This window comes from Aliiroseovarius halocynthiae, from assembly GCF_007004645.1.
Taxonomy (GTDB): Bacteria; Pseudomonadota; Alphaproteobacteria; order Rhodobacterales; family Rhodobacteraceae; genus Aliiroseovarius; species Aliiroseovarius halocynthiae.
The window spans coordinates 147,143-160,485 of record NZ_ML660019.1 but is presented as its reverse complement, the minus strand read 5'-3'; the positions used below and the strand labels follow the sequence as shown (position 1 = coordinate 160,485).

The window sequence follows — 13,343 nt, the reverse complement described above, 5'->3', positions numbered from 1 at the left end:
AGTCTTTTCAAACACGTCCAAGACGCATAAGGGGAAAGGATGGAAACGCGCAACTCTCCCTTAGCTGCTGTTGGCTTCATGCTGGTGGCAACTGTGTTCATCGCAGGCACAACCCTGATGGCAAAACTGGCGGGGAAGGACCTGCTGGGCGAACCGCTGCACCCCATCCAAATCACACACGGGCGTTTCACCTTTGCGTTTCTAGCGATCGGAAGCTTCGCCCTGATCCGCAGGCTGCGCATCACACGCCCAAATGTGAAGCTGCATATTGCACGGTCCGCCGCCGGGTTTTCAGGCGTCACACTGATGTTTGCCGCCGCCACGCTGATCCCGCTGGCAGATGCGACAGCGATCAGTTTTCTAAACCCCGTATTCGCGATGCTTCTTGCCATACCCCTGTTGGGTGAGCGGGTGGGACCATGGCGCTGGATGTCCGTCGCGCTGGCGCTTTTGGGCGCGGTAATCCTAATCCGCCCTGGGGCAAGCAGCTTTGACCCGGCGGCCCTACTGGCCCTAGGGGCTGCCATGTTATTGGGGTTGGAGACGATTTTCATCAAACGCCTGACGGGGCGCGAAGCCCCACTGCAGATCCTTGTCATCAACAATGCGATCGGGCTGAGCATTGCGTCACTGGCAGTGATCGCTGTCTGGCAATCGCCAACTGCTGCGCAATGGGCGGCTTTGGCCGCGTTGGGCTTCATGATGGCACTGGCGCAGACCTGCTTCATTCAAGCGATGCGACGAGCGGATGCAAGCTTCATCGTGCCGTTCTCGTACGCAACTCTGATCTTCGCGGCCCTCTACGATTTCGGCATCTTTGACGTGCGCCCAGCACTTACCAGTGTTCTTGGCGCAGCAATCATCATCGCGGGTGGTGCAATTTTGGCATGGCGCGAAGGGCGACAACGATCCTGACGCTGCATATGCGCTTGTATCCGTCGCGCGGGTGATTAGTATAGGGGCTTGTGAATTCACGGGGTGCCTTGCGTATCAACGCCATGCCCCCAAGCAGACGGGAAAAAAGCATGTCCTGGACCGACGAGCGCGTTGAAATCCTGAAAAAGATGTGGGGCGAGGGTCAATCGGCCTCGGTCATCGCCAAAGAGCTGGGCGGTGTGACCCGCAATGCGGTGATTGGCAAAGTGCATCGTCTGGGCCTGTCGAACCGCTCTAGCGGTGGCACCAAGGCGCCAGCCGCTGATAAAGCCACAGCGAAAGCGGCCCCCAAGCCTAAGGCAGCGGCCAAGCCCAAACCGGCACCGAAGAAGGCGGCCGAGCCCGCGCCAAAGCCTGCCGATGCACCTGCGGCGGAAGCCAAGCCGGTATCGCCGGCGCGCAAAGCCATCATCCCGGCCGGCCAGCCCCTGCCCCCGCAGCCCTCGGCCAATGAAATCAGCCCCGAAGCACTGGCCAAGGTCAGCGAAGTCGAGAAAGACGCCAAGCGCCTGAACCTGATGGAACTGACCGAGAAGACGTGCAAATGGCCCGTGGGCGACCCGGCCACCGATGATTTCTGGTTCTGCGGCCTGCCCGTGCAGCAAGGCAAACCATACTGCGAGGCGCATGTGGGCGTGGCGTTCCAGCCGATGTCCTCGCGGCGTGACCGCAAACGGTAATCTGCCCGGATTTGAAAAGCGTAAAGCGCGTCCAATGTGGCGCGCTTTTTCTTTTGCTTCGCGTCTTCGACGCTGCGCGACATGATATGCCTTGCCACCTGCGGTGAGCGGGTGGCGCGCGCAGAGCTTCGCTCTGCGCGCGCCTGCCCCAACCGGACCGGACGCATTTCAAATGCGTTTGGGATGGGCGGGAGCACACCCTTTCCATAGACCGCGCCATTGGATATACGCCCGCCATGACCAATTCAGCCAATCCGCCAGATCTGCGTCCCGACCTTGCCCCGAAAGCCCGCTTCCAAGACCCGGTGCGCGAGGGCCAGCCCACTGTGGGTATGGTCAGCCTTGGTTGCCCCAAGGCGCTGGTCGACAGCGAACGCATCCTGACGCGCCTACGGGCCGAGGGCTATGCCATCAGCCCGGACTACTCTGGCGCGGATGCGGTCATTGTGAACACCTGTGGCTTTCTGGATTCCGCCAAGGCCGAAAGCCTTGAGGCGATCGGGGAAGCGCTGAACGAAAATGGCAAGGTGATCGTCACCGGCTGTCTTGGCGCAGAAGAGGACTATATCCGCGGCACACATCCCAGCGTGTTGGCCGTCACCGGCCCGCATCAATATGAGCAGGTTTTGGACGCTGTGCATGGTGCCGTGCCGCCCAGCCCGGACCCGTTCATCGACCTGCTGCCCGCGACGGGCGTCAGCCTGACCCCGCGCCACTATAGCTATCTGAAGATCTCGGAAGGCTGTAACCACAAATGCAAATTTTGCATCATCCCTGATATGCGCGGGAAGCTGGCCAGCCGTCCGGCCCATGCGGTGATCCACGAAGCCGGTAAGCTGGTGGATGCGGGCGTGAAAGAACTGCTGGTGATCTCGCAAGATACCTCGGCCTATGGCGTTGACATCAAACACGCGGAAGAACGTGGGCATCGTGCCCATATCACCGATCTGGCGCGTGACCTTGGCGCGCTGGGTGCGGGTAAAGACCTGTGGGTGCGCCTGCACTATGTCTATCCCTATCCGCATGTGCGCAACCTGATCCCGCTGATGGCAGATGAGCTGATCCTTCCCTATCTGGACATCCCCTTCCAACACGCCCACCCAGATACGCTGAAGCGCATGGCCCGCCCGGCCGCCGCGTCCAAAACACTGGACGAGATCGCCGCATGGCGCGCGGACTGCCCGGACATCACCCTGCGTTCAACCTTCATCGTCGGCTATCCCGGCGAGACCGAGGAAGAATTCCAGACGCTTCTGGACTGGATGGACGAAGCGCAACTGGATCGCGTCGGCTGCTTCCAATACGAAAACGTCGACGGCGCGCGGTCCAACGACCTGCCTGATCACGTCCCCGCTGAGGTCAAGCAGGACCGCTGGGACCGCTTCATGGAGAAGGCGCAGGCGATTTCCGAGGCCAAGCTGGCGGCAAAAGTCGGTCAGGTGATGGACGTAATCGTCGACGACATCGACGAAGACGGCATCGCCACCTGCCGCACCAAAACCGACGCGCCCGAGATTGATGGGAACCTGTTCATCGATGAAGGTACTGAGGGGCTTTCGGTCGGGGATATCGTGTCTGTCGAGGTTGACGAGGCGGGGGAGTATGATTTGTGGGGGCGGCGGGGCTAGCCTTCAGTTATTTCGCGAGCACCTTAACCATCCCGTTGCGCCAACCGCTGTACATATTCACGCCCCAGATCAGTCAGACGCCATGGGCCATCAACCTCCATCGCTTTCAACAACCGCATCGTGACTAGTCTATCTGCGGCTTGCCTCTTGATCTTATTGGCCTGAGCTTCTTCGGAAGTAAGGGCGTATGCCTTCTGATCAAAGTCACCTATGGCGAGCATATTTCGCTGAGCGGGATCCTCTATCGGAAGATGTAGCGTCCCACTCTGAGACGCTTGAATCATTAGTTGGTTTTGTTCGCTGGTTAGTAGCGGCAGTCGTGGGTTGACCTTTGCCGTCGCCCGGTCATCTTTCACCTCTTCCACAAGGTCCTCCCCACCAGCCTCCTCAGCCTCTTTCACGCGCTTCGCAGCGTCAATCTTTCGTCGCTCGCGCGCCTCTTCTTCGGCGGCCCGTTGTTCTTCCAGCTCGGTTGACCGGCGAATGTCCGCAATTTGCCGCTGATGGGCTTCTTCATCCTGCAAGTTTTTAAGCCGCGCTGTGGGCACCTTTGCCGCCCATGCCCCTGCGAATTTCAGCCACGGGCTTGCAAGCGCAAACGCGATGCCTCCGAAAATCGGCCAAAGGTACAAAGACTGCGCTGTGGTCTTCGCACTGAAATACGCCAACCGATCCAGCACTGGTGTCTCGCCAAACAGCAGGTTGAATAGCGGCTGCCAGTTGATCGCCAGAAACACGATCACAATGGACCCGATGAACGGGCTGCGAATGCGGGATTGGGCGGCGTCGAATACGTCTTTTAGGAAATCGGTCATCTCGGGTCCGGAAACTTGTTTCGGCCAAGCTAGATCAACCTATTCGCGATCAAAACACCTTTTTAGGGTGCCTTCGCCGTAAACGAACCAGCGGTTAGTCCTGCATATCTGTGAAATGCAGTCTGGGAGGATCAATCGCATCCAGCTTTGTGCGGGTTTCGCTAAACAAACGAATGGCACCGTCCAGCGCATCCGCGTCTATATCCAGCTCAGAAAGCCCTTGAAACACAACCATCTTTGCGCGGTCGAGCATCTTCTGACCTTTATCAGAGATCGCGATCTCGACCCGGCGTTCGTCATCCTCGGCGCGTTGGCGGGTTAGTGTGCCAAATCCCGCCATCTTCTTCAGAAGCGGCGAGAGCGTGTTCGCCTCGACACCTGCCCGCTGGGACAGCTCGGACACGGATTGCGGGCCCGAGTTTTCAAGCACAACAAGAATGATGTATTTGGCATAGGTCAGCCCGGTTTCCTCGAACGCACGCTGATAGAACCGACTCATACTGCGGTGCAGGCCACTGATCTCAAAGCAGAGCTGAAAATAGGTATCCTGTGCCGATATCTTCTTGGTCATGACCCAAACACATAGGGATCAATGCGCATTTTGGAAAGCATTGACTTCAAATTAATCTAATACGATTATTTCGTAATACGAATCTTTCTTATAGGACATCAAATGCCCAACCTATCTTCTAAACTCTCCCGCCGTGCGTTCGGTGGGATCGCCCTGGCCACCCCAGCTTTGCTGACTGTTGGCGCGGCATCCCCAGTCGCTGCTGAACCTTCACAGCCTGCATATCTGCCTGCCATGTTCGAAGCCCCAATGGGCAGCTATCGTATTACGGCTCTGTATGACGGGGCAATCTCGCTGGAGAAATCGCTTTTCTTTGGGCCTGATCAAGCCGAGATTGACGCGACCCTGTCAGGGCTTGGCCAAACCGGTGCATCCCTAGCAACGCCGGTGAATGCGTTCTTGCTGCAATCGGACAAACACACCATCCTGATTGATGCCGGCTTGGGTGAAATTGACTTCGGTCCGGGGGTCGGGCGCGTCTCGAGCGCGCTATCACAGCTAGGCGTTACCCCCGAAATGATCGACACCCTGATCCTGACACATGCCCACCCAGATCACTTAGGCGGGATGCTAAAGCAGAACGCAGCTGCGTTCCCAAATGCCCAACTGGTTACCAGCGCAGACGAACACACGTTCTGGAATGACGACGGCATCATGGCGCAGGCACCCGAGCAAATGCAGGGGCTGTTCACCGGCGCACGCTCGGTGTTTGAGGCCTATAAGGACCGGCTGGTCTTGGTAAATGACGGGGCTGAAGTTGCGCCGGGCGTGCGGCTTGATCTGACCCCCGGCCATACGATGGGACATTCGGTCGTGCATATTGATGGCGGCGATCAGCAAATCCTGATGGTCGCGGATTCGCTTCTGAACGCAGATCTGCAAACCGCGATGCCGGATGTCATGGCGGGCTTTGACACCGATCCCAATCTCGCCGTGCAATCGCGTCGCGCCCTGCTGGATCGTGCCGCAACAGATCAGATTTTGATTTCGGGCAGCCATCTGCATTTCCCGGGATTTGGGCGCTTCTTGGAAGCCGGCGACGGCTATCGCTATGTCGCTGCAAGCTGGCTCTAATTCTAGTCGCCCCTCGGCACAGGCTGAGGGGCGAGGTCGTCCGATCACCTGGATAATCTGAACCAAACCCGCCCTCACGCCGTAATCTTCCTTGAAGGAGGCAATCGGTATGAGGTTTATCACTCTTTTACTGGGACTCACGCTGTGGTGTGCGCCGACCTATGCTCAGGACCAAAGTATCGAGGGCGTAATCACGTCGCAGATCGACGCATTTTCGGCGCAGGACGTGAACACGGCGTTCTCATACGCCTCGCCCAGCATTCAGCAGCTTTTCGGCACAGCTGAAGCGTTTGGCGATATGGTGCAAAATGGCTATCCGATGGTACGAAATCCGGCAGAGCTTGAATATGTTGACCAGATCACGAATGGCAGCTTAACGCTGCAACGTTTGCGCATTCAGGACCAGCTTGGTCAGGATCATTGGTTCGCTTACGAAATGATCCAGATCGACGGGGATTGGCGCATTAACGGCGTCTATCGCATCGCCCCCATTGGCCTAAGTGTTTGACCGACGCCACCCTCCCCCATAGGGCGAATTTAAGACATATTCCATTATTCACTTGCTATGTTGTCCCGATAGTCTATCCGAATGGCCTGACACCACAAAAGCAGGCCCATGACAGAGTTTTCAAAGATCCCGCACCCCGAGCAAGACGCGATCACAGCACGCGATTGGGTTAGAACACTTGCTAAATACCGCGAACCAAGCACGTTGCGCAGCACGTTTGAACTGGTCATCAGCGCGGTTCCCTTCATGCTGCTTTGGGCGTTGGCGTGGTACTGCATGTCGATCAGCCCGTGGCTGAGCTTGGCCATTGCGTTGTTCAACGCGGCCTTCCTTCTCCGCCTATTTGCCATTCAGCATGACTGCGGACATGGTTCGGTCTTCAAAAACCGGACGGTCAGCGACTGGGTTGGGCGGGTAATTGGCGTTGTCACGCTAACGCCCTACGACGTCTGGAAACGCACGCACTCGATCCACCACAATTCGGCGGGAAATCTGGACAAGCGCGGGATCGGTGACATCATGACGCTGACGGTCCAGGAATACAAAGCCCTGTCACCGCTACGTCAGTTTCAATACCGGATGTATCGCAACCCGATCACTTTGTTCGGCTTTGCGCCCGGATACCTTTTCTTTCTGCAAAACCGCCTGCCAATTGGGTTGATGAATGCCGCACGGTACTGGGTAAGCGCCATGGGGACGAATGCCGCCATTGTCGTCGCTCTTCTGTTGATCTGGTATTTCGGCGGGCTGATGCCGGTACTGCTGATCTTCCTGCCGACCACTCTGCTGGCAGCCACCGCGGGTGTGTGGCTTTTCTATATCCAACACCAATTTGAAGAGACGCACTGGAATGTCGAGGAAGACTGGCAGCTGCATGATTCCGCTCTGCACGGCAGCTCGCATTACGTGATGCCTGCCATACTGCAGTGGTTCAGTGCCAATATCGGCATCCACCACGTGCATCACCTGCACAGCCGCATCCCGTTCTATCGCCTGACCGAAGTCCTGAAAGACCACGAGTATCTGGCAACAATCAACCGGATGACCATCCGCGAAAGCCTTGCCACTGTGCGCCTGCACCTGTGGGACGAGAAAAGCAAAAAGCTTATGTCATTCTCACAAGCACAGCAGCTTTACGGCTGACCAGATAGGCCCGCGCGCGCCGGATCAGGTGCCGCGCGGGATGCTGAACAGAACCCAGCCGTTGATACGGGCGACCTCGACCCCGCCTGTGTCAACCTGGAACACGCCCAGACCTTCGTAACCTTCGGGACAGCCGACCAGATCGGCGGTGTGGTCCAGATAATTAATGGTCAGCTCATTCTCGCCCAGCTTCTCGCACTCGTCCGCCGGGGTGCGATAGCCGCCCATCAAAGGCAGATCCGTGACATTTGTGGTGGGCGTATGGGTCGGTTTTCCCATATCGCACCCGGCCACAAGGCTGAACGCGACTGCGGGAATAATGACTGGGGCAAAGAGTTTCATGACTGCTCTCCTTCAATTTTGAGCAGAGCATATCACACGCATGAAAAAACGGGCGAGAATTTCGTGCGGACATGAAAAAGGGCGCAGAATTGCCGCGCCCTTCTATTGTGATTTGAGAAACGGCTTACGCGTCCTGCAGCGGCTTGACCGTGATCTCGCGTTCCACCCGCGCTTTCATGGCGCGCGCTGCCGCGTGGCTGGCGGCCAGCGTTGTGAAATACGGGATCTTGTCCATCAACGCCACGTTGCGCATTTTGCGGCTGTCATGGACAGACTGCGCACCTTCGGTGGTGTTCATTACCAATTGCACATCACCATCCTTCATGTGGTCAACGATATTGCGGCCCGGTTCATAGACCTTGTTCACTTCTTCGGTCTCGATGCCATTTTCCTTCAGGAACTTGGCCGTGCCATGGGTCGCGATAATCGAGAAGCCAAGCTCGGTCAGCATCGTCGCGGTCTCGGTCAATTGATCCGTCTTGTCGCTTTCCTTGATCGACAGGAACACCTTGCCTTCGTGCGGCAGGTGGGTGCCTGCCCCAAGCTGCGCCTTCAGGAAGGCCATGGCAAAGTCCTTGTCTGCGCCCATAACTTCACCGGTCGAGCGCATCTCGGGGCCAAGGATCGTGTCGACACCGGGGAAGCGGGCGAAGGGCAAGACAGCCTCTTTCACCGCATAGGTGTCGATGTTGGGATCAACCAGATCGAAGACATCCAGTTTCTCGCCAGCCATCACACGCGCAGCAATCGACGCGATGGGCGACAGCACAGCCTTGGCAACGAAAGGCACCGTACGCGATGCGCGGGGGTTCACTTCGATCAGATAGATCTCGCCATCTTTCACAGCGAACTGCACGTTCATCAGGCCAACCACGTTAAGGGCCAAAGCCAGCTCACGTGATTGGCGACGCAGTTCGGCGATGATATCGTCCGACAGGCTGTAAGGCGGCAATGAACACGCGCTGTCGCCCGAGTGGACGCCGGCCTCTTCAATGTGCTGCATGATGCCCGCGACATGGACGGTTTCACCGTCACACAACGCGTCTACATCAACCTCGATCGCGCCGGCCAGATAGCTGTCCAGCAAAACCGGGCTATCACCCGAGACCACCACAGCCTCGGCAATATAGCGTTCCAACTGCGCCATATCGCGCACGATCTCCATCGCGCGGCCACCCAGAACGTAGGACGGGCGAATAACCAGCGGAAAGCCGATTTCTTCTGCAATCGTAACGGCTTCCGCATCGGTCGAGGCGATGCCATTCTTCGGCTGCTTCAGACCCAGCTGGTTCACCAGCGCCTGGAACCGCTCGCGGTCTTCGGCCAGGTCGATCGCATCAGGCGTCGTGCCAAGAATCGGAATGCCCTCTGCTTCCAGTGCGTTCGCCAGTTTCAAGGGCGTCTGCCCACCAAACTGAACGATAACACCATGCAGCGTGCCGTTTTCCTGCTCTTTGGACAGGATCTCCATCACGTGTTCGAAGGTCAGCGGCTCGAAATACAGACGATCCGAAGTGTCATAGTCGGTCGACACGGTTTCGGGGTTACAGTTGACCATGATGGTCTCGTAACCCGCGTCGGTCAGCGCGAAACAGGCGTGACAGCAGCAGTAATCGAACTCGATCCCCTGCCCGATCCGGTTCGGGCCGCCGCCCAGAATGACCACTTTCTTACGGTCAGAAGGACGCGCCTCGCATTCGACCTCACCCATCATCGGGGCCTCATAGGTCGAGTACATATAGGGTGTCTGCGCTTCGAATTCGGCCGCGCAGGTGTCGATCCGTTTGAAGACCGCTTTCACGCCTGCTTTACGACGCGAATTGCGCACATCGCTTTCTTTGAAGCCTGTCAGCTTTGCCAAACGCGCGTCTGAGAAGCCTAGCATCTTGAACTTGCGCAGGCCGGCAGCGTCCGAGGGCAGACCATCGACTTTCACGGCATTTTCGGCGTCCACAATCTCGCGGATGCGATCTAGGAACCATGGATCAAACGCGGTCACGCGCTGGATCTCGTCGTTGCTTAGACCATGACGCATAACTTGCGCGATTTTCAGGATACGGTCGGGGCGCTGTTCCGAAATCGACTTGATCAGCGCAGCATGCTCAGGCGCACCGGGAATGTCGATTTCGTCAAACCCGGTCAGGCCGGTCTCCATCGAGGCCAGCGCCTTCTGCATCGATTCGTGGATAGTGCGGCCAATCGACATGACCTCGCCCACGGATTTCATCGCGGTGGTCAGCTCGGGTTTCGAACCCGGGAACTTCTCGAAGGCAAAGCGCGGGATCTTGGTGACGACATAGTCGATGGTCGGCTCGAACGAGGCGGGCGTGACCTTGGTGATGTCGTTGTCCAGCTCGTCCAGCGTATAACCGACGGCCAGCTTCGCAGCAATCTTCGCGATCGGGAACCCTGTGGCTTTCGACGCCAGCGCCGACGAGCGCGACACGCGCGGGTTCATTTCGATGACAACCATACGGCCATCAGCGGGGTTCACCGCCCACTGCACGTTCGAGCCGCCGGTTTCCACGCCAATCTCGCGCAGAACGTTGATCGAGTGTGTGCGCATCAGCTGGTATTCTTTGTCGGTCAGGGTCAGCGCAGGCGCGACGGTGATCGAGTCACCGGTGTGAACCCCCATCGGGTCCACGTTTTCGATGGAACAAACGATGATGGCATTGTCCGCAGTGTCACGCACCACTTCCATCTCGTATTCTTTCCAACCCAGCAGGCTTTCATCCACAAGGATCTGGTTCACCGGCGAGGCATCCATGCCGGTACGGCAGAAATGTTCATATTCTTCACGGTTATACGCCACACCGCCGCCGGTGCCGCCAAGAGTAAAGGCGGGGCGGATGATGGCGGGCAGGCCGATCTCGTCCAGCGTTTCCAGCGCAGTTTTCACACCTGCATCCAGATCCGCATGACCCTTTTCATTGGTCGGCGCAGTCACAATGGTTGCTCGCGGGTTTTCGATCCCCAGACGGTCCATCGCCTCGCGGAACAGCTTCCGATCCTCGGCCATTTCGATGGCGTTGCGCTTGGCGCCGATTAGCTCGACATTGAACTTGTCCAGCACACCCAGATCGTCCAGCTCCAACGCGGTGTTCAGACCGGTCTGACCGCCCATCGTGGGAAGCAGCGCGTCGGGGCGCTCTTTCTCGATGATCTTGGCAACGACGTCTGCGGTGATCGGCTCGATATAGGTGGCATCGGCCAGTCCCGGATCAGTCATGATCGTCGCTGGGTTCGAGTTCACCAGAATAACGCGATAGCCTTCCTCGCGCAGCGCCTTACACGCCTGTGCCCCGGAATAGTCGAACTCGCAGGCCTGCCCAATAATAATGGGCCCCGCGCCGATGATCATGATCGAGTTGATATCGGTTCTTTTAGGCATGACGACCCCCATCAGCAGTGTGGGCGCACGGGAATCCCAACCGTGCGCAAATTGTCGTGGGTTATAGACACCAGCGGGGTTTCTGCAAGCCCTGTTTGCGCTGAAGCCGCCATTGTCGTGGGCTCAGACGGGATTCTCTGTCATCGCGCGGCTAAGGCCAAGGAAATTACGCATTATTGGGGCTCTTTTGCGCCATTGGTGCTGCTGTGCCTTGACTTTGCCCGCTAACGCAGGTGTATCGGCCCGAGATTATAGAACCGCTCGTGGGAGCCTGACATGCACGCCTATCGCAGCCACACCTGTGCTGAACTGAACAAATCCAACGTCGGTGACACCGTCCGCCTGTCGGGCTGGGTCCATCGTGTCCGCGACCATGGCGGCATTCTATTCATCGACCTGCGCGACCATTATGGCGTGACGCAGGTTCTGTGTGACCCGGACAGCCCTGTCTTTGCCGAGATGGAGAAAGTGCGCTCGGAATGGTGTATCCGCATCGACGGCAACGTCAAAGCGCGTGACGCCGATCTGGTGAACGACAAGATCCCGACGGGTGAAGTCGAAGTCTTCGTACGTGACCTTGAGGTTCTGGGCGACGCGGGCGAGCTGCCGCTGATCGTCTTTGGCGATCAGGAATACCCGGAAGAAACCCGCCTGAAATACCGTTTCCTGGACCTGCGCCGCGAGGTGATGCAGGAAAACATGAAGCTGCGTTCGGACGTTGTGGCGTCGATGCGTAAACGCATGTGGGATGCGGATTTCCGCGAGTACCAGACGCCGATCATCACGGCCTCGTCGCCCGAAGGCGCACGTGACTTCTTGGTGCCGTCGCGTCTGCACCCGGGCAAGTTCTATGCCCTGCCGCAAGCCCCTCAGCAGTTCAAACAGCTGATGATGGTTGCTGGCTTCGACAAGTATTTCCAGATCGCACCGTGCTTCCGCGACGAAGATCCACGCGCTGACCGTTCGCCAACGGACTTCTATCAGCTGGATATGGAAATGTCCTTTGTTGAACAGCAGGACGTGTTCGATACGATTGAACCCGTTTTGAAGGGCGTGTTCGAAGAATTCGGCGGCGGCCGCAAGGTTGATCAGGACTGGCCGCAGATTTCTTACAAGGACGCGGCGCTGTGGTATGGCACCGACAAGCCAGACCTGCGCAACCCGATCAAGATGCAAGTTGTGTCGGAGCATTTCGCGGGCTCGGGCTTTGCGATTTTCGCCAAGCTTCTGGAGAACGAGGGCACTGAAGTGCGCGCCATCCCCGCCCCGAAAGGCGGCTCGCGCAAGTTCTGCGACCGGATGAACAAATTCGCCCAACAAGAAGGTCTGCCCGGTATGGGCTATATTTTCTGGCGCGAGAAAACTGCCGACGCGGTGGCACAGGAATTGGGCATCACTGTGAAGGAAGCTCAGGCCAAACTGAAATCCGGCGAAGTCGAAGGCGGCATGGAAGCCGCTGGTCCGCTGGCCAAGAACATCGGGCCCGAGCGCACCGAAGCGATCCGCCAACAGCTTGGTCTGGACGTGGGCGACGCGGCCTTCTTCTTGGGCGGCAAGCCGAAAGCGTTCGAGGCCGTCGCAGGCCGCGCCCGTGCCGTCATCGGCGACGAGCTGGGCCTGACCGACAACGACCGCTTTGCCTTTGCATGGATCGTGGACTTCCCGATCTATGAAGCCGACGAAGAAACCGGCAAGATCGACTTTGAACACAACCCGTTCTCAATGCCGCAAGGTGGGATGGACGCGCTGAATGGCGATCCGCTTGAGGTTCTGGGCTATCAGTACGATCTGGCCTGTAACGGTTACGAACTCGTGTCGGGTGCCATCCGGAACCACAAGCCGGAAATCATGTTCAAAGCCTTTGAACTGGCCGGATATGGCAAGGACGAAGTCGAGAAGCGCTTTGGTGCATTGGTCAACGCGTTCCAGTACGGCGCTCCGCCGCACGGTGGCTGTGCCGCAGGTGTCGACCGCATCGTGATGCTGCTGGCCGATCAGGACAACATCCGCGAAGTGGTAATGTTCCCGATGAACCAGCGCGCCGAAGACCTGATGATGAACGCGCCCTCTGAGCCGATGAACGAACAGCTGCGCGAACTGCATCTGCGCGTCATTCCGCAGGAATGATCAAACTCATCGCTGTAAACTGGACAGAGCTGCCCGCACTTGTTGCGGGCAGTATTGCTTTGGGGTGCTAGATTTCGTGGCCCTGTGATCAGAGATGGAAACCGGCGCTGCAACTACGGATCGCG

The 13,343-nt window shown here is 58.0% G+C and carries 11 protein-coding genes; 7 read left to right on the top strand and 4 right to left on the bottom strand.

Translation table 11 applies throughout. The features are described from left to right. Window positions 1–39 precede the first annotated feature (39 nt). From FIL88_RS00840 to rimO, 3 genes are all read left to right on the top strand, one after another. Window positions 40–915, top strand: a complete 876-nt coding sequence (locus FIL88_RS00840) for a DMT family transporter (RefSeq protein ID WP_142851932.1) — start codon at window positions 40–42, stop codon at window positions 913–915. A gap of 110 nt (window positions 916–1,025) precedes the next feature. After that, window positions 1,026–1,616, top strand: coding sequence for a GcrA family cell cycle regulator (locus FIL88_RS00835; RefSeq protein WP_142851931.1), 591 nt, complete (start codon window positions 1,026–1,028; stop codon window positions 1,614–1,616). A gap of 236 nt (window positions 1,617–1,852) precedes the next feature. After that, entirely contained in the window at window positions 1,853–3,244 is a 1,392-nt protein-coding gene (gene rimO, locus FIL88_RS00830; protein ID WP_142851930.1) for a 30S ribosomal protein S12 methylthiotransferase RimO, read from the top strand. Between the two features lie 23 nt (window positions 3,245–3,267). Here the strand turns inward: rimO and FIL88_RS00825 are convergent, their stop codons facing one another. Further along, window positions 3,268–4,059: a hypothetical protein gene (locus FIL88_RS00825; protein ID WP_142851929.1), complete on the bottom strand. Its 792-nt coding sequence runs from the start codon at window positions 4,057–4,059 to the stop codon at window positions 3,268–3,270. 94 nt (window positions 4,060–4,153) lie between these two features. Continuing rightward, complete coding sequence (locus FIL88_RS00820; RefSeq protein WP_142851928.1) at window positions 4,154–4,630, bottom strand: MarR family winged helix-turn-helix transcriptional regulator; 477 nt, start codon at window positions 4,628–4,630, stop codon at window positions 4,154–4,156. A 102-nt stretch (window positions 4,631–4,732) separates the two neighbouring features. Here FIL88_RS00820 and FIL88_RS00815 point away from each other — a divergent pair, with 102 nt between their 5' ends. The 3 genes from FIL88_RS00815 (at window position 4,733) to FIL88_RS00805 (ending at window position 7,355) form a co-directional block, all read left to right on the top strand. Continuing rightward, complete coding sequence (locus FIL88_RS00815) at window positions 4,733–5,704, top strand: MBL fold metallo-hydrolase (protein ID WP_142851927.1); 972 nt, start codon at window positions 4,733–4,735, stop codon at window positions 5,702–5,704. A 109-nt stretch (window positions 5,705–5,813) separates the two neighbouring features. Beyond that, the gene (locus tag FIL88_RS00810; RefSeq protein ID WP_142851926.1) at window positions 5,814–6,212 is read left to right on the top strand and encodes a DUF4864 domain-containing protein; all 399 of its coding nucleotides are present in this window, start codon (window positions 5,814–5,816) and stop codon (window positions 6,210–6,212) included. Between the two features lie 108 nt (window positions 6,213–6,320). Then, a complete protein-coding gene (locus tag FIL88_RS00805) occupies window positions 6,321–7,355 on the top strand; it encodes a fatty acid desaturase (RefSeq protein WP_142851925.1) in 1,035 nt (344 codons plus the stop codon). A 24-nt stretch (window positions 7,356–7,379) separates the two neighbouring features. Here the strand turns inward: FIL88_RS00805 and FIL88_RS00800 are convergent, their stop codons facing one another. Both FIL88_RS00800 and carB read right to left on the bottom strand, forming a co-directional pair. After that, on the bottom strand, window positions 7,380–7,697 hold the full coding sequence (locus FIL88_RS00800) for a hypothetical protein (RefSeq protein WP_142851924.1): 318 nt from the start codon (window positions 7,695–7,697) through the stop codon (window positions 7,380–7,382). A gap of 124 nt (window positions 7,698–7,821) precedes the next feature. Beyond that, a complete protein-coding gene (gene carB / locus FIL88_RS00795; RefSeq protein WP_142851923.1) occupies window positions 7,822–11,091 on the bottom strand; it encodes a carbamoyl-phosphate synthase large subunit in 3,270 nt (1,089 codons plus the stop codon). 276 nt (window positions 11,092–11,367) lie between these two features. On the opposite strand from carB, the gene aspS reads away from it, so the two are divergent. Next, window positions 11,368–13,218: an aspartate--tRNA ligase gene (aspS, locus tag FIL88_RS00790; RefSeq protein ID WP_142851922.1), complete on the top strand. Its 1,851-nt coding sequence runs from the start codon at window positions 11,368–11,370 to the stop codon at window positions 13,216–13,218. Window positions 13,219–13,343 lie beyond the last annotated feature (125 nt).

Coding starts and splice junctions, on each gene's coding strand:
- FIL88_RS00810 (WP_142851926.1), top strand. CDS start 5,814: ATGAGGTTTATCACTCTTTTACTGGGACTCACGCTGTGGTGTGCGCCG.
- FIL88_RS00805 (WP_142851925.1), top strand. CDS start 6,321: ATGACAGAGTTTTCAAAGATCCCGCACCCCGAGCAAGACGCGATCACA.
- aspS (WP_142851922.1), top strand. CDS start 11,368: ATGCACGCCTATCGCAGCCACACCTGTGCTGAACTGAACAAATCCAAC.
- FIL88_RS00835 (WP_142851931.1), top strand. CDS start 1,026: ATGTCCTGGACCGACGAGCGCGTTGAAATCCTGAAAAAGATGTGGGGC.
- FIL88_RS00840 (WP_142851932.1), top strand. CDS start 40: ATGGAAACGCGCAACTCTCCCTTAGCTGCTGTTGGCTTCATGCTGGTG.
- carB (WP_142851923.1), bottom strand. CDS start 11,091: ATGCCTAAAAGAACCGATATCAACTCGATCATGATCATCGGCGCGGGG.
- rimO (WP_142851930.1), top strand. CDS start 1,853: ATGACCAATTCAGCCAATCCGCCAGATCTGCGTCCCGACCTTGCCCCG.
- FIL88_RS00820 (WP_142851928.1), bottom strand. CDS start 4,630: ATGACCAAGAAGATATCGGCACAGGATACCTATTTTCAGCTCTGCTTT.
- FIL88_RS00800 (WP_142851924.1), bottom strand. CDS start 7,697: ATGAAACTCTTTGCCCCAGTCATTATTCCCGCAGTCGCGTTCAGCCTT.
- FIL88_RS00815 (WP_142851927.1), top strand. CDS start 4,733: ATGCCCAACCTATCTTCTAAACTCTCCCGCCGTGCGTTCGGTGGGATC.
- FIL88_RS00825 (WP_142851929.1), bottom strand. CDS start 4,059: ATGACCGATTTCCTAAAAGACGTATTCGACGCCGCCCAATCCCGCATT.